Source organism: Campylobacter showae (assembly GCF_004803815.1).
GTDB classification, from domain to species: Bacteria; Campylobacterota; Campylobacteria; order Campylobacterales; family Campylobacteraceae; genus Campylobacter_A; species Campylobacter_A showae.
In genome coordinates this window covers 1,628,665-1,652,488 of record NZ_CP012544.1, presented here as the reverse complement: position 1 = coordinate 1,652,488, position 23,824 = coordinate 1,628,665, and the positions used below count along the sequence as shown (strand labels likewise).

The window sequence follows — 23,824 nt, the reverse complement described above, 5'->3', positions numbered from 1 at the left end:
AGATGAGAGGCGATAAATTTGTAGAAATTTTAAAAACGAAGGTAAAGGTTTTAGAAGTAACCCGCCAAGCCGACGACCAAATCACGGTTTTAGTCGATAGAAACGACCTTCCGCTTGCGGTTAAGACCCTTTACTACGATATCGGCGGCTTTTTAAGCACGATGATACCAAACGACGAGAGGGCGATAAACGGCTGTTTCGCGCTTTACTACGCGATATCTATGGAAGGCAGCAAGATGACCGAGGCGGATGATTTTGCCGCAGAGGATAAGTGCTTTATCACCGTTAAAACATTGATCCCGGGCGTCGATCCGACGTTTCCGTCTGTTACGCCGCTAGTGCCTGCTTGCGTGTGGTACGAAAGAGAAGCTTTTGATATGTTTGGCCTAGTCGCCGAGGGGTTACCTGATAAACGCCGCTTAGTTTTAGCGGACGATTGGCCAGACGGCCTTCATCCGCTTAGAAAAGACGCGATGGACTACCGCTATAGACCAGATCCGGTCGCTCATCAAGACGAGCCTGATGCTGAGTTTTTGTTTCCTAGCGGCGATAGCGTAGTCGACGTACCGCTCGGACCTTTACACGTTACATCTGACGAGCCTGGACACTTTAGGTTATTTTGCGACGGCGACGAGATCATAGACGCGGACTACCGTTTGTTCTATCAACACCGCGGTATGGAAAAGCTAGCCGAAAATCGTATGAACTACGATCAGATGGGTTACCTTGCAGAGCGCGTCTGCGGAATTTGCGGTTACGCTCACGCGATTGCGTGTATAGAAGCGGCGGAAAGGGCTATAAAGCTAGAAATCCCGCTAAGAGCGCAAGCTATCCGCGTGATTTGCCTTGAGATCGAGCGCCTTCACAGCCACCTTTTAAATATCGGTCTAGCCTGCGAGGTAACTGGTAACTATAACGCCTTCATGCATATCTTTAGGGTGCGCGAGTACTCCATGGAGCTAGCCCAACTCGTAACCGGCGGTCGCAAGACATACGGTAACGTCATCATGGGCGGACTTCGCCGAGATATGACCGACAACGAAATTAGGCAAGGCCTTGCGATCATAAACAAACTCGACGTTCAAATTACGGAAATTTGGGATGCCGTGATGGAGGATAAACGCCAACTAGGACGCTGGAAGGGCGTAGGCGTGCTTGATAAACAAGTTGCTCGCGACTTTAGCCCGGTCGGTCCAAATATGAGAGGTTCGGGCTTTAAGCGCGATAACCGCTACGACCACCCTTACGACTTCTTTAAACATATCGAATTTGAGGTCGCGGTCGAGCACGGCGGAGACGTATTTAGTCGCGAAGTCGTGAGATATAAGGAGTTAAAACAGTCTATTCATATCATCAGACAGTGCTTTGAGCTAATGCCTCAAACGCCGATTATGATAGATCCTGTGACTATGATCAAGCCTGAAAATTTCGCGCTCGGACACGACGAAGCTCCTCGCGGAGAAAACGTCCACTGGATCATGCAAGGCAGCGCGCAAAAGGTTTTCCGATGGAGATGCCGCGCGGCTACGTATAACAACTGGCCGAGCCTCCGCTATCAGTTCCGCGGAAATAACATATCAGACGCGGCACTTATCGTCTGCTCGCTTGACCCGTGCTATTCATGCACCGAGCGTGTTACGATTGTGGACGTAAATACTAAAAAGAGTAAAATTTTAACCGAGAAAGACCTTAAGAGATTTTGCCAAACAGGTAAGATTAGCAAAAAGGATTTAAGATGATGAAGTTATTTGACATAACCGAAAAATACGGAAAGGCTACCTACGCCTATCCGTTTGAGCCCTACAAAGTGCCCGAGAATTTCCGCGGGCAGCCGTTTTATACCTACGAGCTTTGCGTAGGTTGCGCGGCATGCGGCGTAGCGTGCCCTAGTAACGCCATAGAGCTAAAAATGAACGAAAAGCAAGATAAGCTCGTGTGGCAGTTTGATTGCGGACGCTGCATATTTTGCGGACGCTGCGACGAGGTTTGTCCGACCGGCGGCGTGCGCTTAAGCCAGGGTTTTGAACTTGCGGTTAAATTTGACAAAAGTGCGTTAATTCAACGCGGCGAGCTAGAGATGCAAAAGTGCAAATGCTGCGGCAAACCCTATACGCCGGTTCGCCTTATAAACTATACTTTTTCAAAGCTTAGTACGGCAAATTTACTCCCGGGCAGACTAGAGGAAGCTAAAAACTATCTCTATATTTGCCCTGAGTGCAAAAAAGCGCAATCCGTAGAGCGCTTAACTAAAGATGTAGAGGAGGGGATAAAATGAGCCTTTATCAAGTTCCCGAAAATATAAAAACGGCAAACGACCTAACCGCAAAGTTAGAACATCTAAAAAATATCAAACGAAGCTTTAGCGTCTACCGCATCGACTGCGGCAGCTGCAACGGCTGCGAGATAGAAATTTTCGCCGCTATTACGCCGATGTGGGACCCTGAGCGCTTCGGGTTTAAGCTAGTAGCCAACCCTCGCCACGCAGACATTCTGGTTTGCAGCGGCCCAGTTACGCGCCAGATGTACTATCCGCTACTTCGCGCTTACGAGGCCGCTCCTGATCCAAAGATCGTGGTTGCATTTGGCGCATGCGGAAGTACGGGCGGTATCTTTTACGACGCATATAGCGTTTGGGGCGGTATAGATAAGATCATCCCTGTAGACGTCTATATCCCGGGCTGTCCTCCGCATCCGGCTAGCGTCATCTACGGCCTTGGCATGGCTCTTGGTATCATAGATCAAAAGCTGCAAAAAAGAAGCTTCGAGCAGGACGACTGTAAAGTTCCGGCCGTTAAAGAGTCCATCATGGGCGACATACTTTTCGAGCGAGATTTGGAAGCCGAGTCAAAGAGACTGATGAGCTATATATTTGGTAGGACGCTGTTTGCTAAGTATATGGACGCTGCCAAAACATCGCCAGATATCCACGACGTAGCGGCTACTAAAAAAGTAATGCTAGAGGCTATCCATAAAGAAGAAGATCCTAGATATGCCGAGTGCATGGGGCTTTTATATAACGACGTCTATCTAAAATACGCCAAAGCAAAACGCGATACGCAAAACGCCATCGACGTCAAAAAAGAAATTTGGGATAAACGATGATAAGAGTCTATAAACTCGCCCGCCGCCACATGGACGAAAACGAAAAGATGCCAAAAGAGCTAAAAGATATCAAGCTATTTTCCGTCTGCGTCGGACACGGCGTGGGGACGGTGGACTTTAGCGAAAAATCGCTCGAAATACCGGACGAAGAGTTTGAGCGCATCGTCGCTAGCGGCGGCGAATACGTCAAATTTAAGCTGGGAAATTTAAGCAAGTATTTTGAAGTGGAGATATTTAGGGAGCATGCGGCAAGGCTCATCCCCGAGCTTTGCGAATGCGAGCTAAAAAAAGAGCTTGAAAATCTGCGCGAGGGATATCTGGTGCTTAGGAAGGATTTTTGATGAAAAAGGCTTTGCTTTGCATCGGTAATCCCATGCGCGGCGACGACGACGTAGGCAACGAAACGGGGCGGATCGTCGAGGCAAATTTGAAAGATTGGCGGGTATTTTATGGACAGGACGTGCCTGAAAACGAGTTTGGTGCGCTTAGAGAATTTGAGCCCGATATCATCGTCGTGGTAGACGCGATGAGCGGCTTTAAAGACGGCGCGATCGAGTTTTTCGATCTTAGCAACGAGCGCGACTATATCTACTCGACGCACAACCTACCCACGCCCGTACTTTTAAGCTACCTGCGTAAAATTTGCCCCAAAACGCTATTTTTAGGCATTAGCGTTTTGCTTGAAAACGTGCTTGATTTTAAAGAGGGCTTAAGCGAAAATGCGAAAAAAAGCGCGCAAAAAGCTTACGAGCGTATTTTGGAGATAGATAAAAATTTAAAATAGGAGAAGGACATGTTAAATCCTGCAGAAACCGCGCAAGCGGTGTCAAATTCGATGGAGCATAAGGCGCATACTCCGTTAGTAAGCATTATTTTTCTAGCCATCATGGCGGGCGCAGCGATCGCGATGGGCGATATTTTCTGGGCGCACTCGACCGTGGGCATGGCTGAAAAGCAGTCTATCGGTCTAGCAAATTTTATCGGCGGCATCACATTTAGTTGTGGTCTCATGATGGTCGTTTTCTACGGCGGGCATCTATTTACTAGCTCGGTTTTAAGCGGCGTTAGCGCGTATGAAGGCAAGCTAAATTTAGGCAAAACCATTAACTACTGGGCGATCGTTTGGTTTTTTAACTTCGTCGGCGGCGCGCTAATTGCCTATATGTACTACTACTCTGGCTTACCGCTAAAGTACGACGGCTACATCTTGCAGCACTTCGTACCGGCCGGTATCGGCAAGATCACGGCGCCGTTTCACGAGCTATTTATCCGCGGTATCTTTTGTAACGTGTTTGTTTGCATGTCTATCTGGACTGCGACCAGCGAGAGCAACTTAGCGGGCAAATTTTTTGCCATTATGTGGATGATCGGTGCGTTTGTCGCATGCTCGATGGAGCACTGCGTGGCAAATATGTTTATCATAACAGAAGCCATCATCGCTAAAGCTCACTATATCGCGGCAAACGGCGGAGATATCGCCGCTGCGGCTACGGCTCTAGGACACGGCATCACGGCTGAAAAGCTAGACGTGCTAAACTGGGGAAATTTCATCGTTAAAAACCTAGTTCCGGTTACGCTGGGTAATATCTGCGGCGGTCTTTTCTTTGTGGGACTAGTTGGATTTATGGCGAATAAATTTGATATGAAAAAGAAGTAATTCCCCATAAATGAACGGATTTCAAGCTTTAAAATTTTAAACCCGTTTTGGTTACGGACGACGAGTCCGCTCCCTCACGGGTTAAAATTTTAAAGTTAAACTACACCTATTCTGTCTGGAATATTTATTACATAGCTTACTAAATTTACAAATTTAACTACATTAGATTTAAAAACTCAAATTTAGCGTTTTTGCCGTGCGGTTTTTGGTGTGCAAATTTAAATTTTAGTTCGTATAGCTTTGCAGCTTTTCATAATCCACTATCAAAAACTCATGCGGCGTTATGCGCCTGATGATATCGTCTTTTATGAGTTCGTTAAACGCGGTGCTTGCGCTTTGGCGTTTGAGTCCGACGAAGCTTGAAAGCACCTTTAGCGAAAATGGTAAAAAGACGTAGTGATAGCCGTTTTGCGTCAAATTTTGCTCGGCGGCGAGCTCGACGAGAAAGTTTGCTATGCGCCCCTTCGCGCTTTCAAAAAGTATCGATTTTATGATCTGGCGCTGCAGTAGCGAGATATTTACGAGTGTGTCGGCGTATGCTTTGGCAAATCGCTCGTTTTTTAGCAGCTCGCCCATATCGCCCGCGTCGATCGAGTAGACCTCGCTGTCCTCTAGGATCTCTAGCACGCACACGTCGTCCACGATCGAGATGTTGTCTTTTTGGAGGTGATAGACGATAAACTCCTCGCCGTCCTCAAAAAACGAGAGCTTGCCCGAGCCGCTTTTAATTATCACGACTTTGATTGATTCTGCGTAGATTGTGGCGCCTTTGGCTAGGAGCTCGCGGTTAAATTTAGCAAGCTCGTTTTGGTTCAAAACGTCTAAAATATCGGTCTCAAGTAGGCCTAGTCGTGATTTTTTCAAGTTTATCGTTTCTTATGATTATTATTCGGCGATTATTTTATCTTAAATATTTTTAAAGTGTATTAAATTTATCGAGGCCGAGCGCGATTATTCCGCTAGTTTTATATATTCAAGCCGCGGCAAAAATCGGGCGGCTAAAATTTAGACGGCAAATTTAGCCCGTTCTGAGGCTAAATTTTATAAAATAGCTCAAAATTTAAGGACGAAAAATGTTTAACGGACTGATTAGAGAGATCGCGCAGGTTGCGAGCTATTCGCAAAATACCCTGCGACTAAAAGCCTCATACCGCCCAAATTTAGGCGATAGCGTCGCGGTAAACGGCGCTTGTCTTAGCGTGACGCAGCTGCACTCAGACGGCTTTAGCGTGGAGCTTAGCGCCGAGACTAGAGCGCACATCGCGACGGAAAATTTGCGCGGACGCGTGCATATCGAGCCTGCGATGCGCTTAGCCGACCGCGTAGACGGGCATCTGCTGCAAGGCCACGTAGACGCTATCGGCGAGGTTGCACGTATAGAGCGCCGCGAAAACGGGGTTGATTTTTATATAAATTTGCCCTCCGACGTCATGCCTTTGATGGCAAACAAAGGCAGCATCGCGGTCGAGGGCGTGAGTCTCACGATCAACGAAGTTTTGCCGACCGGCGTGCGCCTCACAATCATCCCGATCACCTTTCGCGAGAGCTTGTTTGGCGAGTTTGAGCCGGGACGCCGTGTAAACGTGGAGAGCGATCTGCTAGCGCGCTACGTGGCTAGGCAGCTGGAGTTTGGTTGCAGTGCCCAAAACGGCGACAAAAGCGAGATCAGCTGGGACGAGTCGCAGCATATCGCGAGTCTTTATTAGGCTTGAGGGGTTAAATTTGACGAAAACGAAGCGGGAAATTTTAGACGTAGTTTTTGAAAGCGAGCGCTTGAAGCTTGGCTTTACGACGCGTTTTGGTGGAGTAAGCGAGGGCGCGTACGAGGGGTTAAATTTAGCGGGTCACGTCGGCGACCAGCCTGCAAACGTCGCTAAAAATCGCGAAATCCTAGCCGAGCAAATCGGCGTCGCGCCCGACAATCTAAAATTTATGCGTCAAATTCACTCAAATCGCGTGGAAATTTTGCGAGATATTGATGATGAGCTACCGCCCTGCGACGGCGTGATAACCGCGCTTAGAGGCGTAGCGCTTTGCGTTTTGGTTGCCGACTGTTCGCCTGTTTTGATCGCGGACGAGAGACGCGGCGTGGTTGCTGCCGTGCATGCGGGCAGGGCGGGCGTAACGGGTAAAATTTGCACGAATGCGGTAAATTTGATGGCGAGCGAGTTTGGCTGCGAGGCGGGCGATTTGCGCGTGTTTGTCGGCGCAAATATCAAGGCGCGAAACTACGAGGTGGGCGAGCTTGATTTGGCCGAGTTTAACCGCTATAAAAATGGCGGCAAATTTGACATGGAGGCAGCCTTGCGGGACGAATTTACCGCGCTTGGCGTTGAGCGAGTGGAGTTTGATTCGCGCTGTACGTTTGAGACGAGGGAGCTATTTTCATATCGCAGAGATGGCGTCACGGGGCGATTTTGCGGTTTTGCGATGAATAAAATCTCGTCAAAATAGCTGTATATGGCCTAAATTGGGTGTAGGCGAACGCGCGGCCAGGCGAGTTTAGTTAAAATTTCATTTATGTTTATTAAAAAGGGCTAAAATTTAAACCGTAATCTCATAAAATAAGGAGCCAAAATGAGAAAAATTTTAGTTTGTTTGATTGTTGCCGCGAGCGCGCTTTTTGCGGCGCAAACGAGATCCTCAAACGAGATGACTAGCGTCCTTGCGAGCGTGCCTGCAAATTCGGCAAATAAGCAGTTTGAAGACGCGCTGGCGATGTACCGAGTGTCGGATTTTAGCGAGGCAGCGAGACTCTTTAATCTAGCGTGTGAGGGCGGACACGCACGGGCATGCTATGATATCGGCGCGATGATCGCTAGCGGAAAAGTCGCGGCTAGGCAGCCTGAGACGGCGGCTAAATTTTACGAGCGAGCTTGCAAAATGGGCGATAAGCTGGGCTGCTACGCATTAGCGTACGCCCACCAGACTGGCGTCGGCGCAGTAAAAGACGAAGCGCGAGCGTACGAGCTCTATAAAAACGCATGCGAGCTGGGCCTAGCTAAAGGCTGCAACGAGGCGGGCTTTATGAGCGAGCGCGGCATGGGCGTAAACTCGGACGTCAAAGCCGCGGTTAAATTTTACGAAAAAGCGTGCAAGATGGGGCTAGAGGTCGGCTGCGAAAACGCTAAAATCTTAAAGCGTTAAGCCAGGCTAGAGCCTTAAATTTAACTCGGTCGCGCGTTTTGCGCTTTGCAAGGTGCGCGCCAAGTTTAAATTTGAGCCAAAATTTTACTAAAAATCGAGAAAAATGCCATACGAAAATTTTAAATCAAAAAATCCTCTCGCGGCAAAAATCGCCGCAAACGCGAGAAAATTTGACGTCCAGACGCTGCAAAACGAGCAGCTCGTAAATTTGCTTTTAAACGAGAAAAAAATCGAGATCTCGGATGAGCAAAAAGAGGCCGCCAGGCGCGTATTTACGGGACTAATGAAGATAGAAGAAAGCGTGCAGCTAAGCGGATAGTCGGATAAATTTTACCTCTTGCTAAACCTACAAAAATAAACCTTAAGCATCGCCCAAGCTGTAGCCTCTCCGACCAAAGCCGAAATATCTGCTTTTTATCAAATTTGATGTAAAATGACGGCGTGACATCGCAGTTAAGAAAGCCAAAAAACGTAAAATTTACAATCAAAAATCTAAAGCAAAGGAGAAAATATGCTGTTGCTTAAAAATGCCGATCTATATGCGCCAGAGCACATCGGTAGGAGCGACGTTTTAGTGGGCGGAGGTAAAATTTTAGCCGTTTCTAAGGGGCTTGATTTTCGAGTCGAAGGGCTTGAAATTTACGATCTGGAGGGTAAAATTTTAGCGCCCGGACTCATCGATCAGCACGTGCACATCACGGGCGGCGGCGGCGAAGCGGGTTATCACTCGCGCACGCCCGAAATAACGCTATCGCAAATCATCCGCTACGGCACGACGACGGTCGTAGGCACGCTGGGCACCGACGGGTGCACGAGGAGTCTGGAAAACCTCTACTCAAAGGCTAAGGCGCTTGAATACGAGGGCATCTCGACCTTCATCCACACGGGCTCTTACGCTCTGCCTAGCGTCACATTTACGGGCTCCGTCACGCGCGACCTGGTGCTCATCGACAAGGTCATCGGCTGTAAGATCGCAATGAGCGACAACCGCGGCAGCTACCCGACCTCTCAGGAGCTCATCAAGACCCTGACGCAGATCCGCATCGGCGGCATGATCTCGAAAAAAGGCGGCGTGCTACACATGCATATGGGCGGGCTCGCGGATAAATTCGACCTCATTTTTAGCGTGATTAAGGACTATTCGTTCCCGGTTAATTACTTTTCGCCGACGCACTGCGCGCGGACGAAGGAGCTTTTTGACGAGGCGATCAAATTTCAAAAAATGGGCGGCTACATCGACATCACGAGCGGCGGAAGTAAATTTGCCCCGCTTCATGAAGCCATCGCGTACGGGCTTGCTAATGGGCTAAATTTAGAGCGCCTAACGATGAGCTCGGACGGCAATGGCAGCGTGCCTAGATTTGACGAAAACGGCGCGTTGGTGGGCTACGGCTGCGCTTCGTGCGAGACGAATTTAGAGGTCTTGCAGGCCTGCGTGAAAAATAAAATTTTAACCATCCCGCAAGCGCTAAGCATGATTGGCAAAAACGTCGCAAAATATTTAAATCTAGCCGGTAAAGGCGAGATAAGAGTAGGTTTTGACGCTGATTTTGCAGTATTTGACGAAGCTCTAAATTTAGATAGCGTGATCGCGAAAGGGGGGTTTTGCGTGAGAGAGGGTAAGCTCGTGAAAAAGGGATTTTTTGAGTGAAAATCATTAGTGCGTAAATTTCGCCGACACGCTGAAATATGCAGTAGGTTTTGTACCGCTGTGGCCTATTTGGCTTTTACATGTCGAAGCTTGTTGCGTTTATGTAAAATTTGATCCAAAAACGGCAACTATATCCGGAGCGGAAAAACTCCGCTCCACTTAAGATTACGCGTTAGTTATCTGGATATAGTTTACTCCGCCTTCGGTTACCGAGTTAGCGTTTAACAAGTCAAAATTTGAGATACCTGCTAGTTTAACTAAGTTATCGTTAGCGTCTAAGGCCTTATTGCTGTTAGCGTCTCTTACTAGATACGTATCGTTACCGTAGTATACCGCATAGATAGTATTTGCCGCTGTAGAGCTTAGACTACCTAGCGCATCGTTTATAGCCGTTTTTAGATCGGCTCTGCCGTCTACGTTTAGAGCTATTTTTTGTAACGTAGCTGCACCGGCGCTACCTAAGCTTATCTTATCGCCTCTGTTTGCATCGGTTATCGTTACGTATTTGCTAGCGCTAGCGTCTGTCGTAGAAGCTCCTAGGTTAAACGTATCGTTACCCGCTCCGCCGCTGATTTGGAATTTTTTATTAGCGGTTAATGCCGCAGTAGTGACAGTATCGTTTCCTTCGCCTAGGTTGACGGTTATATCGTGGGTTTGAGTAGTATTTCCGCCAAAGGTTACCTCGTCGTCGCCCGTACCGGTATCTACGGTCTTTAGTTTGGTGTTTGTAGCATAGGCTATACTCAAAACATCTTTAGTGGCTGAACCTTTTATGGACGCAATATCGATATTGGTAGCCGCAACAGTCGCAATAGTCTTACCGCTTGCGTTTACATAGTTGCTAAGATCCAAAGTTTGTAGTTTGCTTAGCCCGCCGGTCATTACGGTAAAATCTGTATTATTTCCTGCTGCTTCTATACTTGCCGGATTCGTTACCCCTCCTTTTAGGATTAATGTTTTGATGGTGCTATTTGCTGGATTGCCGTTTAAGTGTCCTTTTGCATTTATAATATTTGCGGTAAAATCAGTAGCTGTACTATTGAAGATAATCGAACGTAGCGTCGATACTTCATCGCCGGCATACCCTTTAAAGCTTAAGCTATCTTGCGCAGTAACGTTATAAAAGTAAATAGGCGCTATAACGTTAGAGAAATCTAAATCGACATTCTTGCCCGACAATCCTTCCGAGGTACTAAAGGTTATGCTCTGCAAGTAATTGTTTGTTCCTGATTTTATCGTTAAATTTTCGTTGGCGGTAATTCCATATGCAAACGATGCATTCGATAAATCGTTTAAATTTATATTGACATTTTTACCGATTATGCTTCCTCTAAATTCTGCCGTAGAATGCAAGCCGCTACCCTTAATATTAACATCTACGTCGCCTACGGCACCGATGTCTTTTATCTTAAATGTTTTTTGTCCCGTTGCGTTTAGCTTTACATTTTTTGCCATTTCATCAGGCGTAGTATCGATACGGTGACCTATACCGTAAGATAGACCGGTATCCCTTATACCTATACTGACGGTTGCGTCTGATATATTGGTGCTTAGATTTATATCTACATCCATCTTTTTACTATCGTCCGCAGAGTTAAATCCCCTTAGCCATCCGATATCCACGCTCTTTTGATTTACAGCCTTTATGGTAGCTTTACCGCTCGCTTTATATCCATAGAAGTTACCGTAGCTAACTTCGGAGTCAGTTATGCCGTTTGCTGCAGTAGCATTGATATTTAGATTTTTGGCTCTTAGCTGGACGCCCCCGCCAGTAGAGTGGTCTCCAAATTTCGCCGTTGAACCTGCTACTGTCGCATTGGTGTTTAAAACTATAGAGCCATTATCGCCATAGCTAGTTATAGACATACCTGACTCACTAAAGCCGTTTAAAGTTTTATAGCCGCTTGCATTTATAGTAAAGTCCCCTTGATTAGCCCAACCCCATCCTCTTAAATTTAACACTCCGTCATCTATACCGTCCGCTGCGGTATGGTTTATCGTTACGCTTTTGCCTGCTATATGCAGAGGTACTTTTTTGTTTAAGCTGGCCCAGTAAGAGCTAGGATGTGGGGCATTATGTATACCGGTACCGAAAGTAGTCGCAGACTCCGCCTGAGTAATGTGTGCAGTTAAATTTACGTCGCCTACGGCGTTTATTTTACCTACGTTTAGTATCTTTTGACCCGTCGCCGAGATAGTAACGTCGTTTGGCTGATATCGAGGTAAATAGTAGTTATTCCCTGGAGTAAGGGGCCACGTGTTGTACTCATTTTGAGGATCGTAGGCTCCTAATGCACCGTACGTTACTGTAGAGTCCTCTTTATCCGTAGTAGATATTAGGCTTACGTTTCTGGTAGTCATTATATATTCGCCGTTAGCTACGCTTAAATTCTTTAATCCTTCGGCTTTTAAAGAAATATCTTGAACGCCTTGAAGAGGAACCGGAAGATAGGTCTTATCGCCTACTGCTCTAAGAGTTACGCTAGTGTCGTCGCCTGTACCTTTTAGATTGATTTTACTGATGCCGCTTAGCTTATTGTTTATAGTATAGTCTCCCTTTGTCTCCACGTTTAGAGTCTTTAGGTTGTAGGCATTCGTATCGTGGCTTCCCGAAGCGTTTAACGCCGTAATACTAGCCGTTATATCTTTATCGGTCTTATTTACTACGTTTAGCGTTTCAAGAGCAAATACGCTGTTTATATCTTGATAAAAAGTACTACTGTTAGCCGTAGTATTTTCTAGGGTAAAGTCTAGCTCTTTTACGGTATTTGAGACTACGCTTGCACTAGTGGTGCCTTGGCTTGCAGGTACGTCGCTAGCGTTGGCTACTTTGACGTTTAGCTTTTCTGTTCCGTTTGCGGTTATGCTGCCGTTACCTTTTTCTATAACGAAATCTCTTATATCGGTACTATTGTTTATAGTTACGTTTGTAGAGTTGGTAGCTTTTGCGTTTACTTTTGCTATCTTAGAGTTAAGTATATTTACGGTGGCGCTAGTTCCGTTTATGCCAAGCTCGGTTATCTCTTGCGCTCTGGTAAAGTCTAGCACTGAAGCGTTGGTGTTGATATTTAGTACTTCCACTCCCGTCATCTCTACGTGTTGGTTTCCGTTTATAGCGTCTATGAAGTTTACCGTATCCTTGCCGGCTCCTCCGTCGATAGGTATGATTCTTCCGCTGGCTCCGGTTACGTTAAATACGTCGTCTTGTCCGCTGCCTTTTATGCTTTGAACGTATCCGTTGGCTTTTACGTTTGCGATTAGTTTGTTGCCTTTATATTCGGTAGCGTCAAAGCTATATAGCCCGCTCGTAGTATCTACCGTTAGATCAGCCGTTCCTTTTATATGCATAGTCTTTATGCTTGCAACTTGGTCTGGTTGTCTAATCGTATTTGATGTAAAATTAGTTAGCTTGCTAGCTCCTCCTACGGCGTTAATGGTTAGAGCTTCTATATGGTCTCCGTTAACGGTAGTTATGTTTATTCTAGCGTCTTTATCCATGTTTACATTATTTACGACGATTTCCTGGTTATCGTTGCTTCCGGCTAATACGTCGGTATTATAGATTAGATTTAATCTTCCCGTATCGCCGTTTCCGCTTAGTTTTAGATCGTTGACTAAAAGTTTTACTTTGTTCTCCGGGTTAATAACGTCTACCTTATTCTCGCCGTTTAAGGTGATGGTTTCTAGGTTATGGATATATTTAGTGTCAAATCTTAAATCGCCGTTGGTCTTGTTGGTCAAATTTAGATTCTCTATATTTTTAACCTCTCCGGTTCCGTTAGTCATTCCGTAGAAGTTAGTGTATAGGTCTAAATTTAAAGTATCGTTTCCGCCCTTGCCGTCTAGCTTATCGGTAGCTTTAAACGTAGTTTGTCCTACGGTAGCAGATACTGCTCCGTTAAATACGTCTGATTTGCCTGTTCCGCTTACGTCGTTAGCGTCTGCTGAAAGATTGTGGATAGTAGGAGCTATAAGAGCGTCTATTTTTGCTTTTTGCTCGTCTAGGTTGGTATTATTCGTAGTCGCTATTATCTCTTGGAATAAAGAGTAGTCGTAAGCTCCGGTTTGATCGGCCGGAATATCTGCTATCTTCTCGGCCATATACTGAGAGATGGCCGTTTTATTTTCAAATACCTTAGCGGCTACAGGGTCGGCTGCTTTTGCTATAGCAGAAGTAGCTACTTCAAATAGTTTAGCTACGGTATCTCCTCTTGAGTTACCTAGTTGAATGTGTTTTACCCATGCGTTAATACCGTCCGGGTCTTGAGAATAGTCTTTGCCTAAGATATTTTTATAGAGCATCTCTACGAAATCTCTATCGTGATCTATGCTGCCGTTAAAATAGGCTAGGGCCGCCGGAGAAGATAGCATATCGTTAGCCATCTTAGCTATCGTACTGTTTGCTCCCGCGTTTACCCATGCGTTAAAGCCTGCTCCTTCGGGTGCGCGGTTAAATAACGCTACGTAAAGCTGTGCTACTTGCGCTTGAGTTACTGCCATTGAGGACTCCTTTTGGTCTATATGTTTTATTTTGATTTATTTAATAAAATTTTGAATCAAGTGGTTTGGTTTGTAATCGACATTATATTAAACGTTCGTATTATAGCAAAAAATCGTTATATTTGATTAAAAATATATAAAAAAATTATTTTTTGATTTTTTATATTGAAGCTTTATTTGATCTTGATCAATATATTAAATTTAGCTTTAATTCAGTTATTTTTAAATATAATCCAAGCTTCAATTCACACACACCAGTCCTAAAATTTGGTTGCGTTTGTTAAAAACAAATGTTAATGGGTGTGGAGGAGAAACCTAAATTTCGGGGAAACCCACAAGGAGAAAACTCATGGTAACAATGAGAGATTTGCTAGAGTGCGGCGTTCATTTCGGACACCAAACACGCAGATGGAATCCGAAGATGAAAAAATTCATTTTCGGCGAGAGAAAAGGTATCTATATCATAGATCTACAAAAAACTATCCGCTACTTCCGCTACACTTATAACGTCGTTCGCGACGCGGCTGCAGAGGGCAAGACTATACTTTTCGTAGGCACTAAAAAGCAAGCCGGCGCAACTTTAAAAGAGTACGCTGAAAAATGCGGCATGCCGTACGTAAATCACCGCTGGCTAGGCGGCATGATGACGAACTTCGGCACTATCCGCCAATCTATCCGCAAACTCGAAGTAATCGAGGCTATGGAAGAAGACGGTTCTATAAATTTATTAACTAAAAAAGAAGCTCTAATGCTTCGCCGCAAAAAAGAGAAGCTTCTAGCGTCTCTAGGCGGTATTAGAAACCTAAAAACCGTGCCTGATATGATTTTCGTCATCGACACCGTAAAAGAAAAAATCGCCGTTCAAGAGGCTAACCGCCTAAAAATCCCTGTCGTAGCTCCGATCGATACAAACTGCGATCCTGACGTTATCGACTTCCCGATCCCTGGCAACGACGACGCGATTCGCTCTGTTCAGCTTTTCTGCCAAGAGATGGCCGAGGCTATCATCGAGGGACGCTCTCAGCTTGAAAAAGACGGCGGCGAGCAAGAAGAAGGCAAAGAGGCTGTAAGTCAAGCCGAAAAAGACGCAGTCGTAAACGAGGCTGTAAACGAAGACTTCTCTGAGGACTTCAGCGAGGACGAAGAGTAATGGAAATCAGCGCACAAATGGTAAAAGAGCTCCGTGAATCAACCGGAGCCGGAATGATGGACTGCAAAAAGGCGCTAGCCGAAGCTAACGGCGACATGGAAAAAGCCGTTGATATATTGCGCGAAAAAGGTCTAGGTCAGGCCGCTAAAAAGGCTGACCGCCTAGCTAGCGAGGGTCTTGTGAGCGTTGTTGTTTGCGATCACTGCAAAACCGCGACTATCAGCGAGATAAACTCTGAGACTGATTTCGTCGCTAAAAACGCTCAGTTTCAAAATTTGACAAAAGACACTACGGCGCACATCCAAACAAATTTGATAAAAGACGTCGAGAGCCTAAACGCAAGCGTTATCAACGGCGTTAAATTTGAGGATTATTTTAAAACCCAGATCGCTACTATCGGCGAAAATTTGGTCGTTCGCCGCTTTGAGACTATAAAAGCGGACGACAAAGGCGTAGTAAACGGCTATGTGCACTCAAACGGCCGCGTAGGCGTACTGATCGGCCTAGCTTGCGAAAGCGCTGAAATCGCAAACAAAGCGGCTGAATTTGCAAGAAATTTGTGCATGCACGCAGCTGCTATGAAACCAAGCGTAATCAGCTATAAAGACCTTGATAAAGATTTTGTCGAGAAGGAATTTATCGCACTTCGTGCTGAGCTCGAAAAAGACAATGAAGAGCTAAAACGCCTAGGCAAGCCGCTTCATCACATCCCAGAGTATGCTAGCCGCTGCCAAATAGGCGATGCAGAGCTTGCTAAAGCTACGAAAGCCATCGAAGAAGAGCTAAAAGCTGAAGGTAAACCCGAGAAAATTTGGGATAAAATCATCCCTGGCAAGATCGAGAGATTTTACGCCGACAACACCGTTTTAGATCAGCGCCTTACGCTGCTTGGACAGTTTTACGTAATGGACGATAAAAAAACTATTGAGCAAGTCATTGAAGAAAAAAGCAAAGAGCTAGGCGGCAAGATCGAGGTGGTAAAATACGTTCGCTTCGAACTTGGCGAAGGCCTAGAGAAGAAAAACGAGGACTTTGCGGCCGAGGTTGCGGCGCAAATAGGCTAAAATTTAATGGAAATCTTAAAGGGCGTAAATCTAGGCTTTGCGTATGATTATACGCTCTTTGAGGATGTAAATTTAAGTGTCAATGCCGGCGGTAGCTGCGCTATAACGGGCGTCAGCGGCTGCGGCAAATCAACTATACTCCACATACTTTCTACTCTTTTGCGACCAAAAAACGGCGAAGTTATCTACGGCGGTAAGTCGCTTTACGAACTACCTGCAAACGAGCTCTTGCGTATTCGCAGATTTGATTTCGGTATCATTTTTCAGGCGCACTATCTTTTTAAAGGCTTTAGCGCGCACGAAAATATCGAACTAGCCTCCGTTTTATCCGCACAAAAGATCGATGATGAAATTTTGTCAAATTTAAAAATAGACGGCGTAATGAATCAAAAAGTAGGCGAGCTAAGCGGCGGCCAGCAGCAGCGCGTCTCGATTGCTAGAGTACTTTGCAAAAAGCCGCGCGTGATATTTGCCGACGAGCCGACTGGAAATCTGGACAAACAGACCGCAAACGAAGTGATGCAAACGCTGTTTAACTACATCAAAGCAAACGATGCGGCGCTGGTTTTAGTCACGCACGACAATGAGCTCGCGCAAAGATGCGACGAGGTTTACCGCCTCGAGGATAAAAAATTCTCTTTAATTTACCCTGAAGTTATTTAAATATTTTTAAGGGCAACGAGTTTTAAATTTACTGCTTAAAATTTAAGCGTCAAATTTACGAGCTATTTTTTAAGTCAAATTTATCGTAAGATATTTTGAATCCGCAAGGCGTAGCAACTTGTTAAATTTGCTGTGGCAGGCCTAGTTTCAACTTCGTCAACCGACAAAACATAAAAACGAACGCCTACATCTCGCCGCCCCGCAAAACTAAAATTTAACCCAAAAACAAAAATTCAAAGCGGTCGATAAATTTAAACCGCCTGAATTTTAAAATGGGCAACTGCGTGCATAAATTTAGCGCTCAAAGCAGCATTTACCGCGCCTGATCACGCCTAAATTTCCGCACATTTTCATCTGTCTTTCAAATTTACCGAATTTTCAAGGATTTAACCCTAAAATAACGGCATTTAAATTTAAAACGAAAGTGTCAGGTGGAGTTAGTCGAGTTTTTTGCGCCCGAGCGCGTCATCACCTTTATGCTGCTGTTTGCGCGTATCGGCGGGCTGATGTTGTTTTTCCCGTTTTACGGGCACGAGCAGATACCTATGAGCGTCAAGACCGCGTTTTCGTTTCTGCTAACGCTATTTTTGTTTCCGCTTGCTAGCATTAAAAACGGCGAGATTTACTATCTAGCCGTCGAGATCGTGAGCGAGGCGGCGCTGGGAGTTTGCGCAGGACTGCTGCTTCACATCGTTTTTGCCAGTTTGCAGTTAGCTGGCGAGCAGATATCGATGATCATGGGCTTTTCGATGGCTTCGGTACTTGACCCGCAGACTGGCCTTAGCTCGCCCGTGATCTCAAATATAATAAATTTCCTCGCGCTCATGACCTTTTTGGCTTTTGATGGGCACCATTTGATCTTGCTTTTTATCTCAAATTCGCTTACGCACGTGCCGCTGGGCGGCTTTTACCCGAGCCCAGACATCGTGCAGTACGCCTCAAAATCTATGATAAATTTGTTTACTTTTGGATTTATCATTTCCTTCCCGATTTTGGCACTCTCGCTGCTTTCAGATCTGATTTTTGGTATGCTGATGAAGACGATGCCGCAGTTTAACCTACTGGTCGTTGGCTATCCGATCAAGATCACGATCGGCTTTGCTGTGCTGATCGCGATACTAGCGGGTATGATGGAGCTTTTTAGGCAGCTTGTGCTTCGCGTTATCAACGACCTTCCGTCGCTATTTTTCTAAAACTAAGCTTGAAGTAATGGAAAATGTTTTAAAATACGTTTTTTAGGTATAAAAAGGAGAATTCGTGAAAATCGTTCTTGTAAACGCCAACCCCGCGGTATCGCGCTTGGCGACGCTGGCTCTTAGCAAAATGGGTTACGAATACGTTGAGATCGGCGACGCCAGCGAGCTTAGCGGCGTTTTTGACGTGCTTATCATCGACAGCGATATCGACGCAAAAGAGATGAACCTAAAAGAATTTGCAAATAAAATTTTATACCTTTCCTCTAAAAATTCTCCGACCTTTGAAAATGCCGACAGGATACTGCCAAAGCCGTTTTTGCCGACGGAATTTATCACTATCGTAGAGGATCTGGCGAACAAGAGCAAAGAGGCCGCTAGCGAGGCTAAGACCGAGGCTCAAGACGATGAAGTATCGGTAAAGGGATTTGAGTTTATGGATGATTTGGGCGATGAAATATTTAAAGAAGAGCCTACTCCTATCGATGCCGAAGAGTTTGATTTAGAGGGTATTTTGGACGACGATCCGGTTTTATCCGGTGACGAAGCAGCCGGTTTTGAGGAGCCTAGCGATACGGTTAATAAATCTACGGACGATGCGAGCCAAGAGCCTGAGAGCAAGGCGGATGAGCCAAATTTCGACGAATCGGAGGCGGATAACGATAAATTTGAAGATATAAACGAGCAAGAAGCGCTAGGTGAACTCGATGATTTTGAAATAGCCGTAAAAGAAGAGGATTTTAGCGGGCTTGATTTGGATGACGAGTCTGGAGAAGAGATAGCCGAGCAAAACGAGTCTCAAGAGGCTAAATTTGAGGCATTTGGCGACAGCATAGAAGATATAAAGAACCAAATCGACGAGATAGACGCCATGGACGAAGAGGCATTTGAAGCTACTAGCGGCGAGCCGGAGGCTAAAGACGCCGAGGATGCGGACGAGAGATTTGTAGAACTAGACGCCAAGCCTAACGATACCGGTTTTAAAAACTCTCAGGAACCAAGCGTAGAGCTTGCGTCAGAGGACGATAAAGAGTCGCAAATGTCCATAAGCGACGAAGCGGCGCAAGAGTATCCAAAAGACACCGCTACGGACGATGAGATAAAATTTGAAGAAAACAAAGAGCAAGAGATAAAAGACGATATTTTAGACGATGCGGACTTTTTGGTCGATGATACGGACGGCGAAGCGCTTGACGTAAAAAACGAAGAGCCTAAAAATGATGAAAATTTAACCCAAGAAATTCTAGATGACGAGGTTACGGGCGAGGATTTTGCGGCGGACGAACAAGCGCAAGCGCTAACGTCTGGCGATCAAGCCGGACCAAATGAAGACAAAGAGGCTCAAAACGAGCCTGCCGGTACTGTCGAATTTGATGTAGAGAAATACAGCCAAATCGAACAGATTAGCGAAAAAGATATGGCTTTAGCGTTAAATGAGAATGGATTTGACGTAAGCGAAGTAGCGGAGCCGCAAGATAAAAGCGTAAAAATAGACGAAATAAAGGCTCAAATTTCAGATGCGGTGACTAAAAATTTGGAAGCTTCCTTACAAGACGGCGAGCTACGAGAAGCCCTAAAAAACCTCAATATTAAAATCAGTATTAGCTTTGAGGAAAAGTAGTTGAAGGGGCAAATTTTAATTATCTCCGGCCCCAGCGGTAGCGGTAAAAGCACGCTTTTAAACCGTCTTTTAAAAGAGGAAAACGATCTTTATTTTTCGATATCAAGCACAACAAGAGCGCCGAGGCAGGGCGAGACCGATGGCGTGAATTATTATTTTACAAGCGAAGACGAGTTTAAAAAAGGCATAGACACGGATGAGTTTTTGGAGTGGGCGTGCGTGCACGGCAACTACTACGGCACCTCGCTAAAGCCCGTTTTAAAGGCGCTTGAAGATGGTAAAATAGCGATTTTTGATATCGACGTGCAGGGTTTTAATATCGCAAAATCAAAATTTGCCCAAAATATCACCTCCGTTTTTATCACGACTGCTAGCAAAAATGAGCTAAAATCAAGGTTGCAAAATCGCGGCAGCGATAGTGCGGAAACTATCGAAAAGCGGCTGATAAATGCGGTCGGCGAGATGGAGCATATCTTAGAGTACGATTATTTTTTGATAAACGACGACTTGCAAAACTGCTATGAAAATTTGCGCGGGATTTTGCGCTCGATGCGCCTAAAAACGTCAAATTTAGACGCAAAAGAGATTATTAACAAATGGAATAATTGATAAAATTATGCTAATATAACGAAAATCAAAAGGAGAAAAAATGGGTCCAAGCGTCCAACAATTGCTTATTATTTTACTTATCGTGGTCTTGCTTTTTGGAGCGAAAAAGATCCCCGAGCTCGCAAAAGGCCTAGGTAAGGGCATAAAAAGCTTTAAATCAGAAATGGAAGATGATAAAAAAGCCGAGAACGTAGAAAAAGTAGAAGAGAAAAAAGAAGAAACCGTAACTACTGCAAAGACCGAAGATACGGCTAAAAACGCGTAAGGAAAGGCGTTGAAAAAAAGCGTAATAAACGAGATAAAAGGCGCCGTAGACTTTGACTTTGCGCTGGAAAAGCCAAAAGATAAGGGCTTGGCGCACTATGCGATGCCTGCTTTTAGCCTAGCAAAACAGCTCAAAAAATCCCCCGTAGCCATAGCCGCCGAGCTAGCGTCTAAATTTGAAAATAGCGAAGTTTTCGAGGCTACGGCGCTAAACGGATATATAAATTTTAAACTAAAGCCTGCATTTTTGGATAAATTCGCCTCGGCTAGCCTTGCAAATCCGAGCGAGTTCGCAAAAGGCGGCGCAACTAGCGGCGAGAAAATTTTGCTCGAATACGTCAGCGCAAACCCGACCGGTCCGCTTCACATCGGGCACGTTAGGGGCGCGGTTTTCGGCGATACGTTAGCTCGCGTCGGACTTCACATCGGCGAAAATATCGCGACTGAATACTACATCAACGACGCAGGCAATCAAATCGAGCTTCTAGGCACGTCTATTTCGCTTTGGGCGCGCGAAAATTTATTTGGGCAGAGCGTGGCGTATCCGGAGAAATTTTACCGCGGCGACTACATCGAGCCTATCGCAAAAGAGGCGCTTGAAAAATTCGGCAAAGAGATATTTTACGACGAGAGTCGAAATCTCGAGCTAGCCGAGTTTGGCAAGGATAGGGTGCTGGTTTTGATCAAGCAAAATTTGGCCGATGCGCAAATTTTCATCGAGAACTGGGCTAGCGAAAAGAGCTACTACGACAAGCTCCCCCTCACGCTAGAACGCCTAAAAAGCGAGAACGGCATCTACGAGAGCGAGGGTAAAATCTGGCTAAAATCAAGCGAGGTCGGCGACGAAAAAGACCGCGTTATCGTGCGCGAAGACGGCCGAGGTACATATCTAGCCGGCGACGTGGTGTATCACGACGATAAATTTAGGCGCGGGTTTGATCGCTGCATCAACATCTGGGGCGCCGATCACCACGGCTACATCGCACGCATGAAGGCGGCGCTACATCTGCTAGGATACGACGAAAACCGCCTTGAGATCATACTTTCACAGATGGTGAGCCTGCTAAAAGACGGCGAAGCCTACAAGATGAGCAAGCGCGCGGGCAACGTCGTGCTGATGAGCGACGTAGTCGAGGAGATCGGCTACGAGGCGCTTAGATTTATATTTCTTAGCAAGCGCTGCGACACGCACCTGGAGTTTGACGTGGACGAACTAAAGCGCGAGGATAGCTCAAACCCGATATTTTATATCAACTACGCGCACGCAAGGATCAATCAAATTTTCGCAAAAGCGGGCAAGAGCGTCGTCGATGTCGCGGGCGTGAAATTTGAAAATCTAAGCGAGGACGGCAAAAATCTGCTATTTGAGGCGCTTACGCTAAACGATATCCTGGTCGATAGTTTTAACACGCGCGCGGTAAATAAAATTTGCGACTACCTAAAGAGCTTGGCGGCGAATTTTCATAAATTTTACAACGAAAATCGCGTCGTAGGTAGCGAAAACGAAGACGAGCTTTTAAAGCTTTTCGCCGTCGTCGCGCTCTCGATAAAAACAGCTCTAGGGCTAATGGGTATCGCCGCAAAAGATAAGATGTAGAGTCGAATTTGAGTAAATTTAGAAGCGCTTAAAACGGCGCTTCTTGTTTAAAGCAACCACTTAAAATCCATGAATCTTTCTAAAATTTCAGCCGCATTTTTCTTTATATTTTTGATAGCGATAGAGTATCTCGCCCTCACGCCCGCGCAGATAAAACTCATCGAAAACAGCTGGGATAAAGCAAATCACTTCATTGCATTCGCCGCACTTTACGTTACTTTGCATTTTGGCTTTTCTAGGTTAAATTTGGGCGCAAAGGTTGCTATTTTGCTAGCTTACGGCATCCAGATAGAAGTAGCGCAGTCGTTTGTGCCGGGCCGCTATTTTAGTCTGCTAGATATCGTAGCAGACGGCATCGGCATAGTTTTTGGGATCTTGCTAGCGAGAATTTTAGGGCTAACTTTGGATCGGCTTAGAGCTAGATTTTAAATTTAAAACTTCAAATTTGACGGCTCGGCTGTGCGAGCTTATTTTGTGCCGCGCCGTTTTGCTTTGCTTAAACTCAACTTTTACCATCAAATTTACCGCGTCAAATTTGAGCGAAATGGCGGGCTAAAGCGATAAATTTATAAATAGTCGCTAAAATATGCCCTAAATTTAGCACCAAGTGACAAGAAAACAGCGCAACCCGCGGCTAAATTTAAAAGAAAAATCCAAAACGAAAGAGTAAAAAATGAGATGGCAAGACAGCAGACGAAGCGACAACGTCGAGGATAGACGGCAAAACAGCGTAAACAGCATGGGGTCGCTGGGCGCACTCATACCGATTATTAGATTTTTGCTGGGCTCAAACATTGGCCGCGTGGTGCTAGTTATCGGCGCGGTCGCGTATTTTATGGGCTTTAACCCTCTCGCGCTACTTGATGGCGGTGGCGCGGGCACTCAAAGGGCGGCGCTAGATAGCCCGCAGGAGAAAGAAAAGGTCGCCTTCGTTTCAGCCGTGCTGGCGCAGACCGAGGACGTGTGGAGTAAGGTGTTTAAGGCGGGCGGCGCGCAGTACAAGGAACCTAGCTTGGTGCTTTTTAGAGACGGCGTTTCTAGCGCGTGCGGCACGGCTAGCTCGCAGATGGGGCCTTTTTACTGCCCCGCGGATAAAAAAGTCTATCTGGATCTTAGCTTTTTTGATGAGCTGGAGGCTAAATACAAGGCCGCAGGCGACTTCGCGCAGGCGTACGTGATCGCCCACGAGGTCGGGCATCACGTGCAAAATTTACTAGGCACGCTCGGTAAAGTAAACGAGCTAAAATCGCGCACGAAAAGCCCGGTAGAGCAAAATGCGCTGCAAGTCAAGGTCGAGCTGCAGGCCGACTGCTATGCGGGCGTCTGGGCGCACTACATGGGGCGCTACAAGGTGCTAGAAGACGGCGACATCGAGGAGGCGCTAAACGCTGCGAGCGCGATAGGCGACGACGCGCTACAGAAAAAATACCAAGGCCGCGTGACGCCAGACTCGTTCACGCACGGCTCGTCAAAGCAGCGCATGACGTGGTTTAAAAAGGGATTTGAGGGCGGACAGCCAAGCTCGTGCGCGTTTGAGATCTAAATTTGACTTTTTAGCTCTGGACCCAGTTTGGCGAGCGTAAATTTCTACTCGGCCGCATTTAGA

General features: G+C 46.0%; 23 protein-coding genes. 21 read left to right on the top strand and 2 right to left on the bottom strand.

Annotated elements, in window-relative coordinates; genetic code table 11:
- Positions 1–2 precede the first annotated feature (2 nt).
- From CSHOW_RS08135 to CSHOW_RS08110, 6 genes are read left to right on the top strand one after another with little or no spacing between them, the layout of a single operon-like run.
- Positions 3–1,739: a hydrogenase large subunit gene (locus CSHOW_RS08135; protein ID WP_002948674.1), complete on the top strand. Its 1,737-nt coding sequence runs from the start codon at positions 3–5 to the stop codon at positions 1,737–1,739.
- Complete coding sequence (locus tag CSHOW_RS08130; protein ID WP_002948673.1) at positions 1,736–2,275, top strand: formate hydrogenlyase complex iron-sulfur subunit; 540 nt, start codon at positions 1,736–1,738, stop codon at positions 2,273–2,275. Before CSHOW_RS08135 ends, CSHOW_RS08130 begins: the two co-directional genes overlap by 4 nt.
- Positions 2,272–3,102 (top strand): NADH-quinone oxidoreductase subunit B family protein, encoded by an 831-nt coding sequence (locus CSHOW_RS08125; RefSeq protein ID WP_002948671.1) that lies wholly within the window; start codon positions 2,272–2,274, stop codon positions 3,100–3,102. The genes CSHOW_RS08130 and CSHOW_RS08125 overlap by 4 nt, the downstream gene beginning before the upstream one ends.
- The gene (locus tag CSHOW_RS08120; RefSeq protein ID WP_002948669.1) at positions 3,099–3,443 is read left to right on the top strand and encodes a formate hydrogenlyase maturation HycH family protein; all 345 of its coding nucleotides are present in this window, start codon (positions 3,099–3,101) and stop codon (positions 3,441–3,443) included. The genes CSHOW_RS08125 and CSHOW_RS08120 overlap by 4 nt, the downstream gene beginning before the upstream one ends.
- Positions 3,443–3,886 (top strand): hydrogenase 3 maturation endopeptidase HyCI, encoded by a 444-nt coding sequence (locus CSHOW_RS08115; protein ID WP_002948666.1) that lies wholly within the window; start codon positions 3,443–3,445, stop codon positions 3,884–3,886. The genes CSHOW_RS08120 and CSHOW_RS08115 overlap by 1 nt, the downstream gene beginning before the upstream one ends.
- A gap of 9 nt (positions 3,887–3,895) precedes the next feature.
- A complete protein-coding gene (locus CSHOW_RS08110) occupies positions 3,896–4,759 on the top strand; it encodes a formate/nitrite transporter family protein (RefSeq protein ID WP_002948663.1) in 864 nt (287 codons plus the stop codon).
- Positions 4,760–4,984: 225 nt separating this feature from the next.
- Here the strand turns inward: CSHOW_RS08110 and CSHOW_RS08105 are convergent, their stop codons facing one another.
- On the bottom strand, positions 4,985–5,623 hold the full coding sequence (locus CSHOW_RS08105) for a Crp/Fnr family transcriptional regulator (protein ID WP_002948661.1): 639 nt from the start codon (positions 5,621–5,623) through the stop codon (positions 4,985–4,987).
- 209 nt (positions 5,624–5,832) lie between these two features.
- On the opposite strand from CSHOW_RS08105, the gene CSHOW_RS08100 reads away from it, so the two are divergent.
- The 5 genes from CSHOW_RS08100 (at position 5,833) to iadA (ending at position 9,557) form a co-directional block, all read left to right on the top strand.
- Positions 5,833–6,465: a riboflavin synthase gene (locus CSHOW_RS08100; RefSeq protein ID WP_002948659.1), complete on the top strand. Its 633-nt coding sequence runs from the start codon at positions 5,833–5,835 to the stop codon at positions 6,463–6,465.
- 16 nt (positions 6,466–6,481) lie between these two features.
- The gene (locus tag CSHOW_RS08095; protein WP_002948657.1) at positions 6,482–7,213 is read left to right on the top strand and encodes a purine nucleoside phosphorylase YfiH/LACC1 family protein; all 732 of its coding nucleotides are present in this window, start codon (positions 6,482–6,484) and stop codon (positions 7,211–7,213) included.
- 123 nt (positions 7,214–7,336) lie between these two features.
- Complete coding sequence (locus tag CSHOW_RS08090; RefSeq protein WP_002948656.1) at positions 7,337–7,906, top strand: tetratricopeptide repeat protein; 570 nt, start codon at positions 7,337–7,339, stop codon at positions 7,904–7,906.
- Between the two features lie 103 nt (positions 7,907–8,009).
- A complete protein-coding gene (locus CSHOW_RS08085; protein ID WP_002948654.1) occupies positions 8,010–8,225 on the top strand; it encodes a hypothetical protein in 216 nt (71 codons plus the stop codon).
- Between the two features lie 192 nt (positions 8,226–8,417).
- On the top strand, positions 8,418–9,557 hold the full coding sequence (iadA, locus tag CSHOW_RS08080; RefSeq protein WP_002948653.1) for a beta-aspartyl-peptidase: 1,140 nt from the start codon (positions 8,418–8,420) through the stop codon (positions 9,555–9,557).
- A gap of 165 nt (positions 9,558–9,722) precedes the next feature.
- Here the strand turns inward: iadA and CSHOW_RS08075 are convergent, their stop codons facing one another.
- Positions 9,723–14,057: a beta strand repeat-containing protein gene (locus CSHOW_RS08075; RefSeq protein WP_171992817.1), complete on the bottom strand. Its 4,335-nt coding sequence runs from the start codon at positions 14,055–14,057 to the stop codon at positions 9,723–9,725.
- A gap of 349 nt (positions 14,058–14,406) precedes the next feature.
- On the opposite strand from CSHOW_RS08075, the gene rpsB reads away from it, so the two are divergent.
- The 10 genes from rpsB to ypfJ all read left to right on the top strand — a co-directional run bounded on the left by rpsB (position 14,407) and on the right by ypfJ (position 23,761).
- Positions 14,407–15,207 (top strand): 30S ribosomal protein S2, encoded by an 801-nt coding sequence (gene rpsB / locus CSHOW_RS08070; RefSeq protein WP_002950079.1) that lies wholly within the window; start codon positions 14,407–14,409, stop codon positions 15,205–15,207.
- Positions 15,207–16,271 (top strand): translation elongation factor Ts, encoded by a 1,065-nt coding sequence (gene tsf, locus CSHOW_RS08065; RefSeq protein WP_002950078.1) that lies wholly within the window; start codon positions 15,207–15,209, stop codon positions 16,269–16,271. The genes rpsB and tsf overlap by 1 nt, the downstream gene beginning before the upstream one ends.
- A 6-nt stretch (positions 16,272–16,277) precedes the next feature.
- The gene (locus tag CSHOW_RS08060) at positions 16,278–16,934 is read left to right on the top strand and encodes an ABC transporter ATP-binding protein (protein WP_002950076.1); all 657 of its coding nucleotides are present in this window, start codon (positions 16,278–16,280) and stop codon (positions 16,932–16,934) included.
- A gap of 431 nt (positions 16,935–17,365) precedes the next feature.
- Positions 17,366–18,127 carry a flagellar biosynthetic protein FliR gene (gene fliR / locus CSHOW_RS08055; protein ID WP_002950075.1) on the top strand — a complete coding sequence of 254 codons (762 nt, stop codon included), beginning with the start codon at positions 17,366–17,368 and terminating at the stop codon, positions 18,125–18,127.
- 64 nt (positions 18,128–18,191) lie between these two features.
- A complete protein-coding gene (locus CSHOW_RS08050; RefSeq protein ID WP_002950074.1) occupies positions 18,192–19,748 on the top strand; it encodes a response regulator in 1,557 nt (518 codons plus the stop codon).
- Positions 19,749–20,357, top strand: a complete 609-nt coding sequence (gene gmk / locus CSHOW_RS08045; protein WP_002950072.1) for a guanylate kinase — start codon at positions 19,749–19,751, stop codon at positions 20,355–20,357.
- 40 nt (positions 20,358–20,397) lie between these two features.
- The gene (locus tag CSHOW_RS08040; protein WP_002950069.1) at positions 20,398–20,622 is read left to right on the top strand and encodes a twin-arginine translocase TatA/TatE family subunit; all 225 of its coding nucleotides are present in this window, start codon (positions 20,398–20,400) and stop codon (positions 20,620–20,622) included.
- Positions 20,623–20,631: 9 nt separating this feature from the next.
- Complete coding sequence (gene argS, locus CSHOW_RS08035; protein ID WP_002950067.1) at positions 20,632–22,218, top strand: arginine--tRNA ligase; 1,587 nt, start codon at positions 20,632–20,634, stop codon at positions 22,216–22,218.
- A gap of 69 nt (positions 22,219–22,287) precedes the next feature.
- The gene (locus CSHOW_RS08030) at positions 22,288–22,647 is read left to right on the top strand and encodes a VanZ family protein (RefSeq protein WP_002950065.1); all 360 of its coding nucleotides are present in this window, start codon (positions 22,288–22,290) and stop codon (positions 22,645–22,647) included.
- Between the two features lie 244 nt (positions 22,648–22,891).
- On the top strand, positions 22,892–23,761 hold the full coding sequence (gene ypfJ / locus CSHOW_RS08025) for a KPN_02809 family neutral zinc metallopeptidase (RefSeq protein ID WP_002950063.1): 870 nt from the start codon (positions 22,892–22,894) through the stop codon (positions 23,759–23,761).
- Positions 23,762–23,824 lie beyond the last annotated feature (63 nt).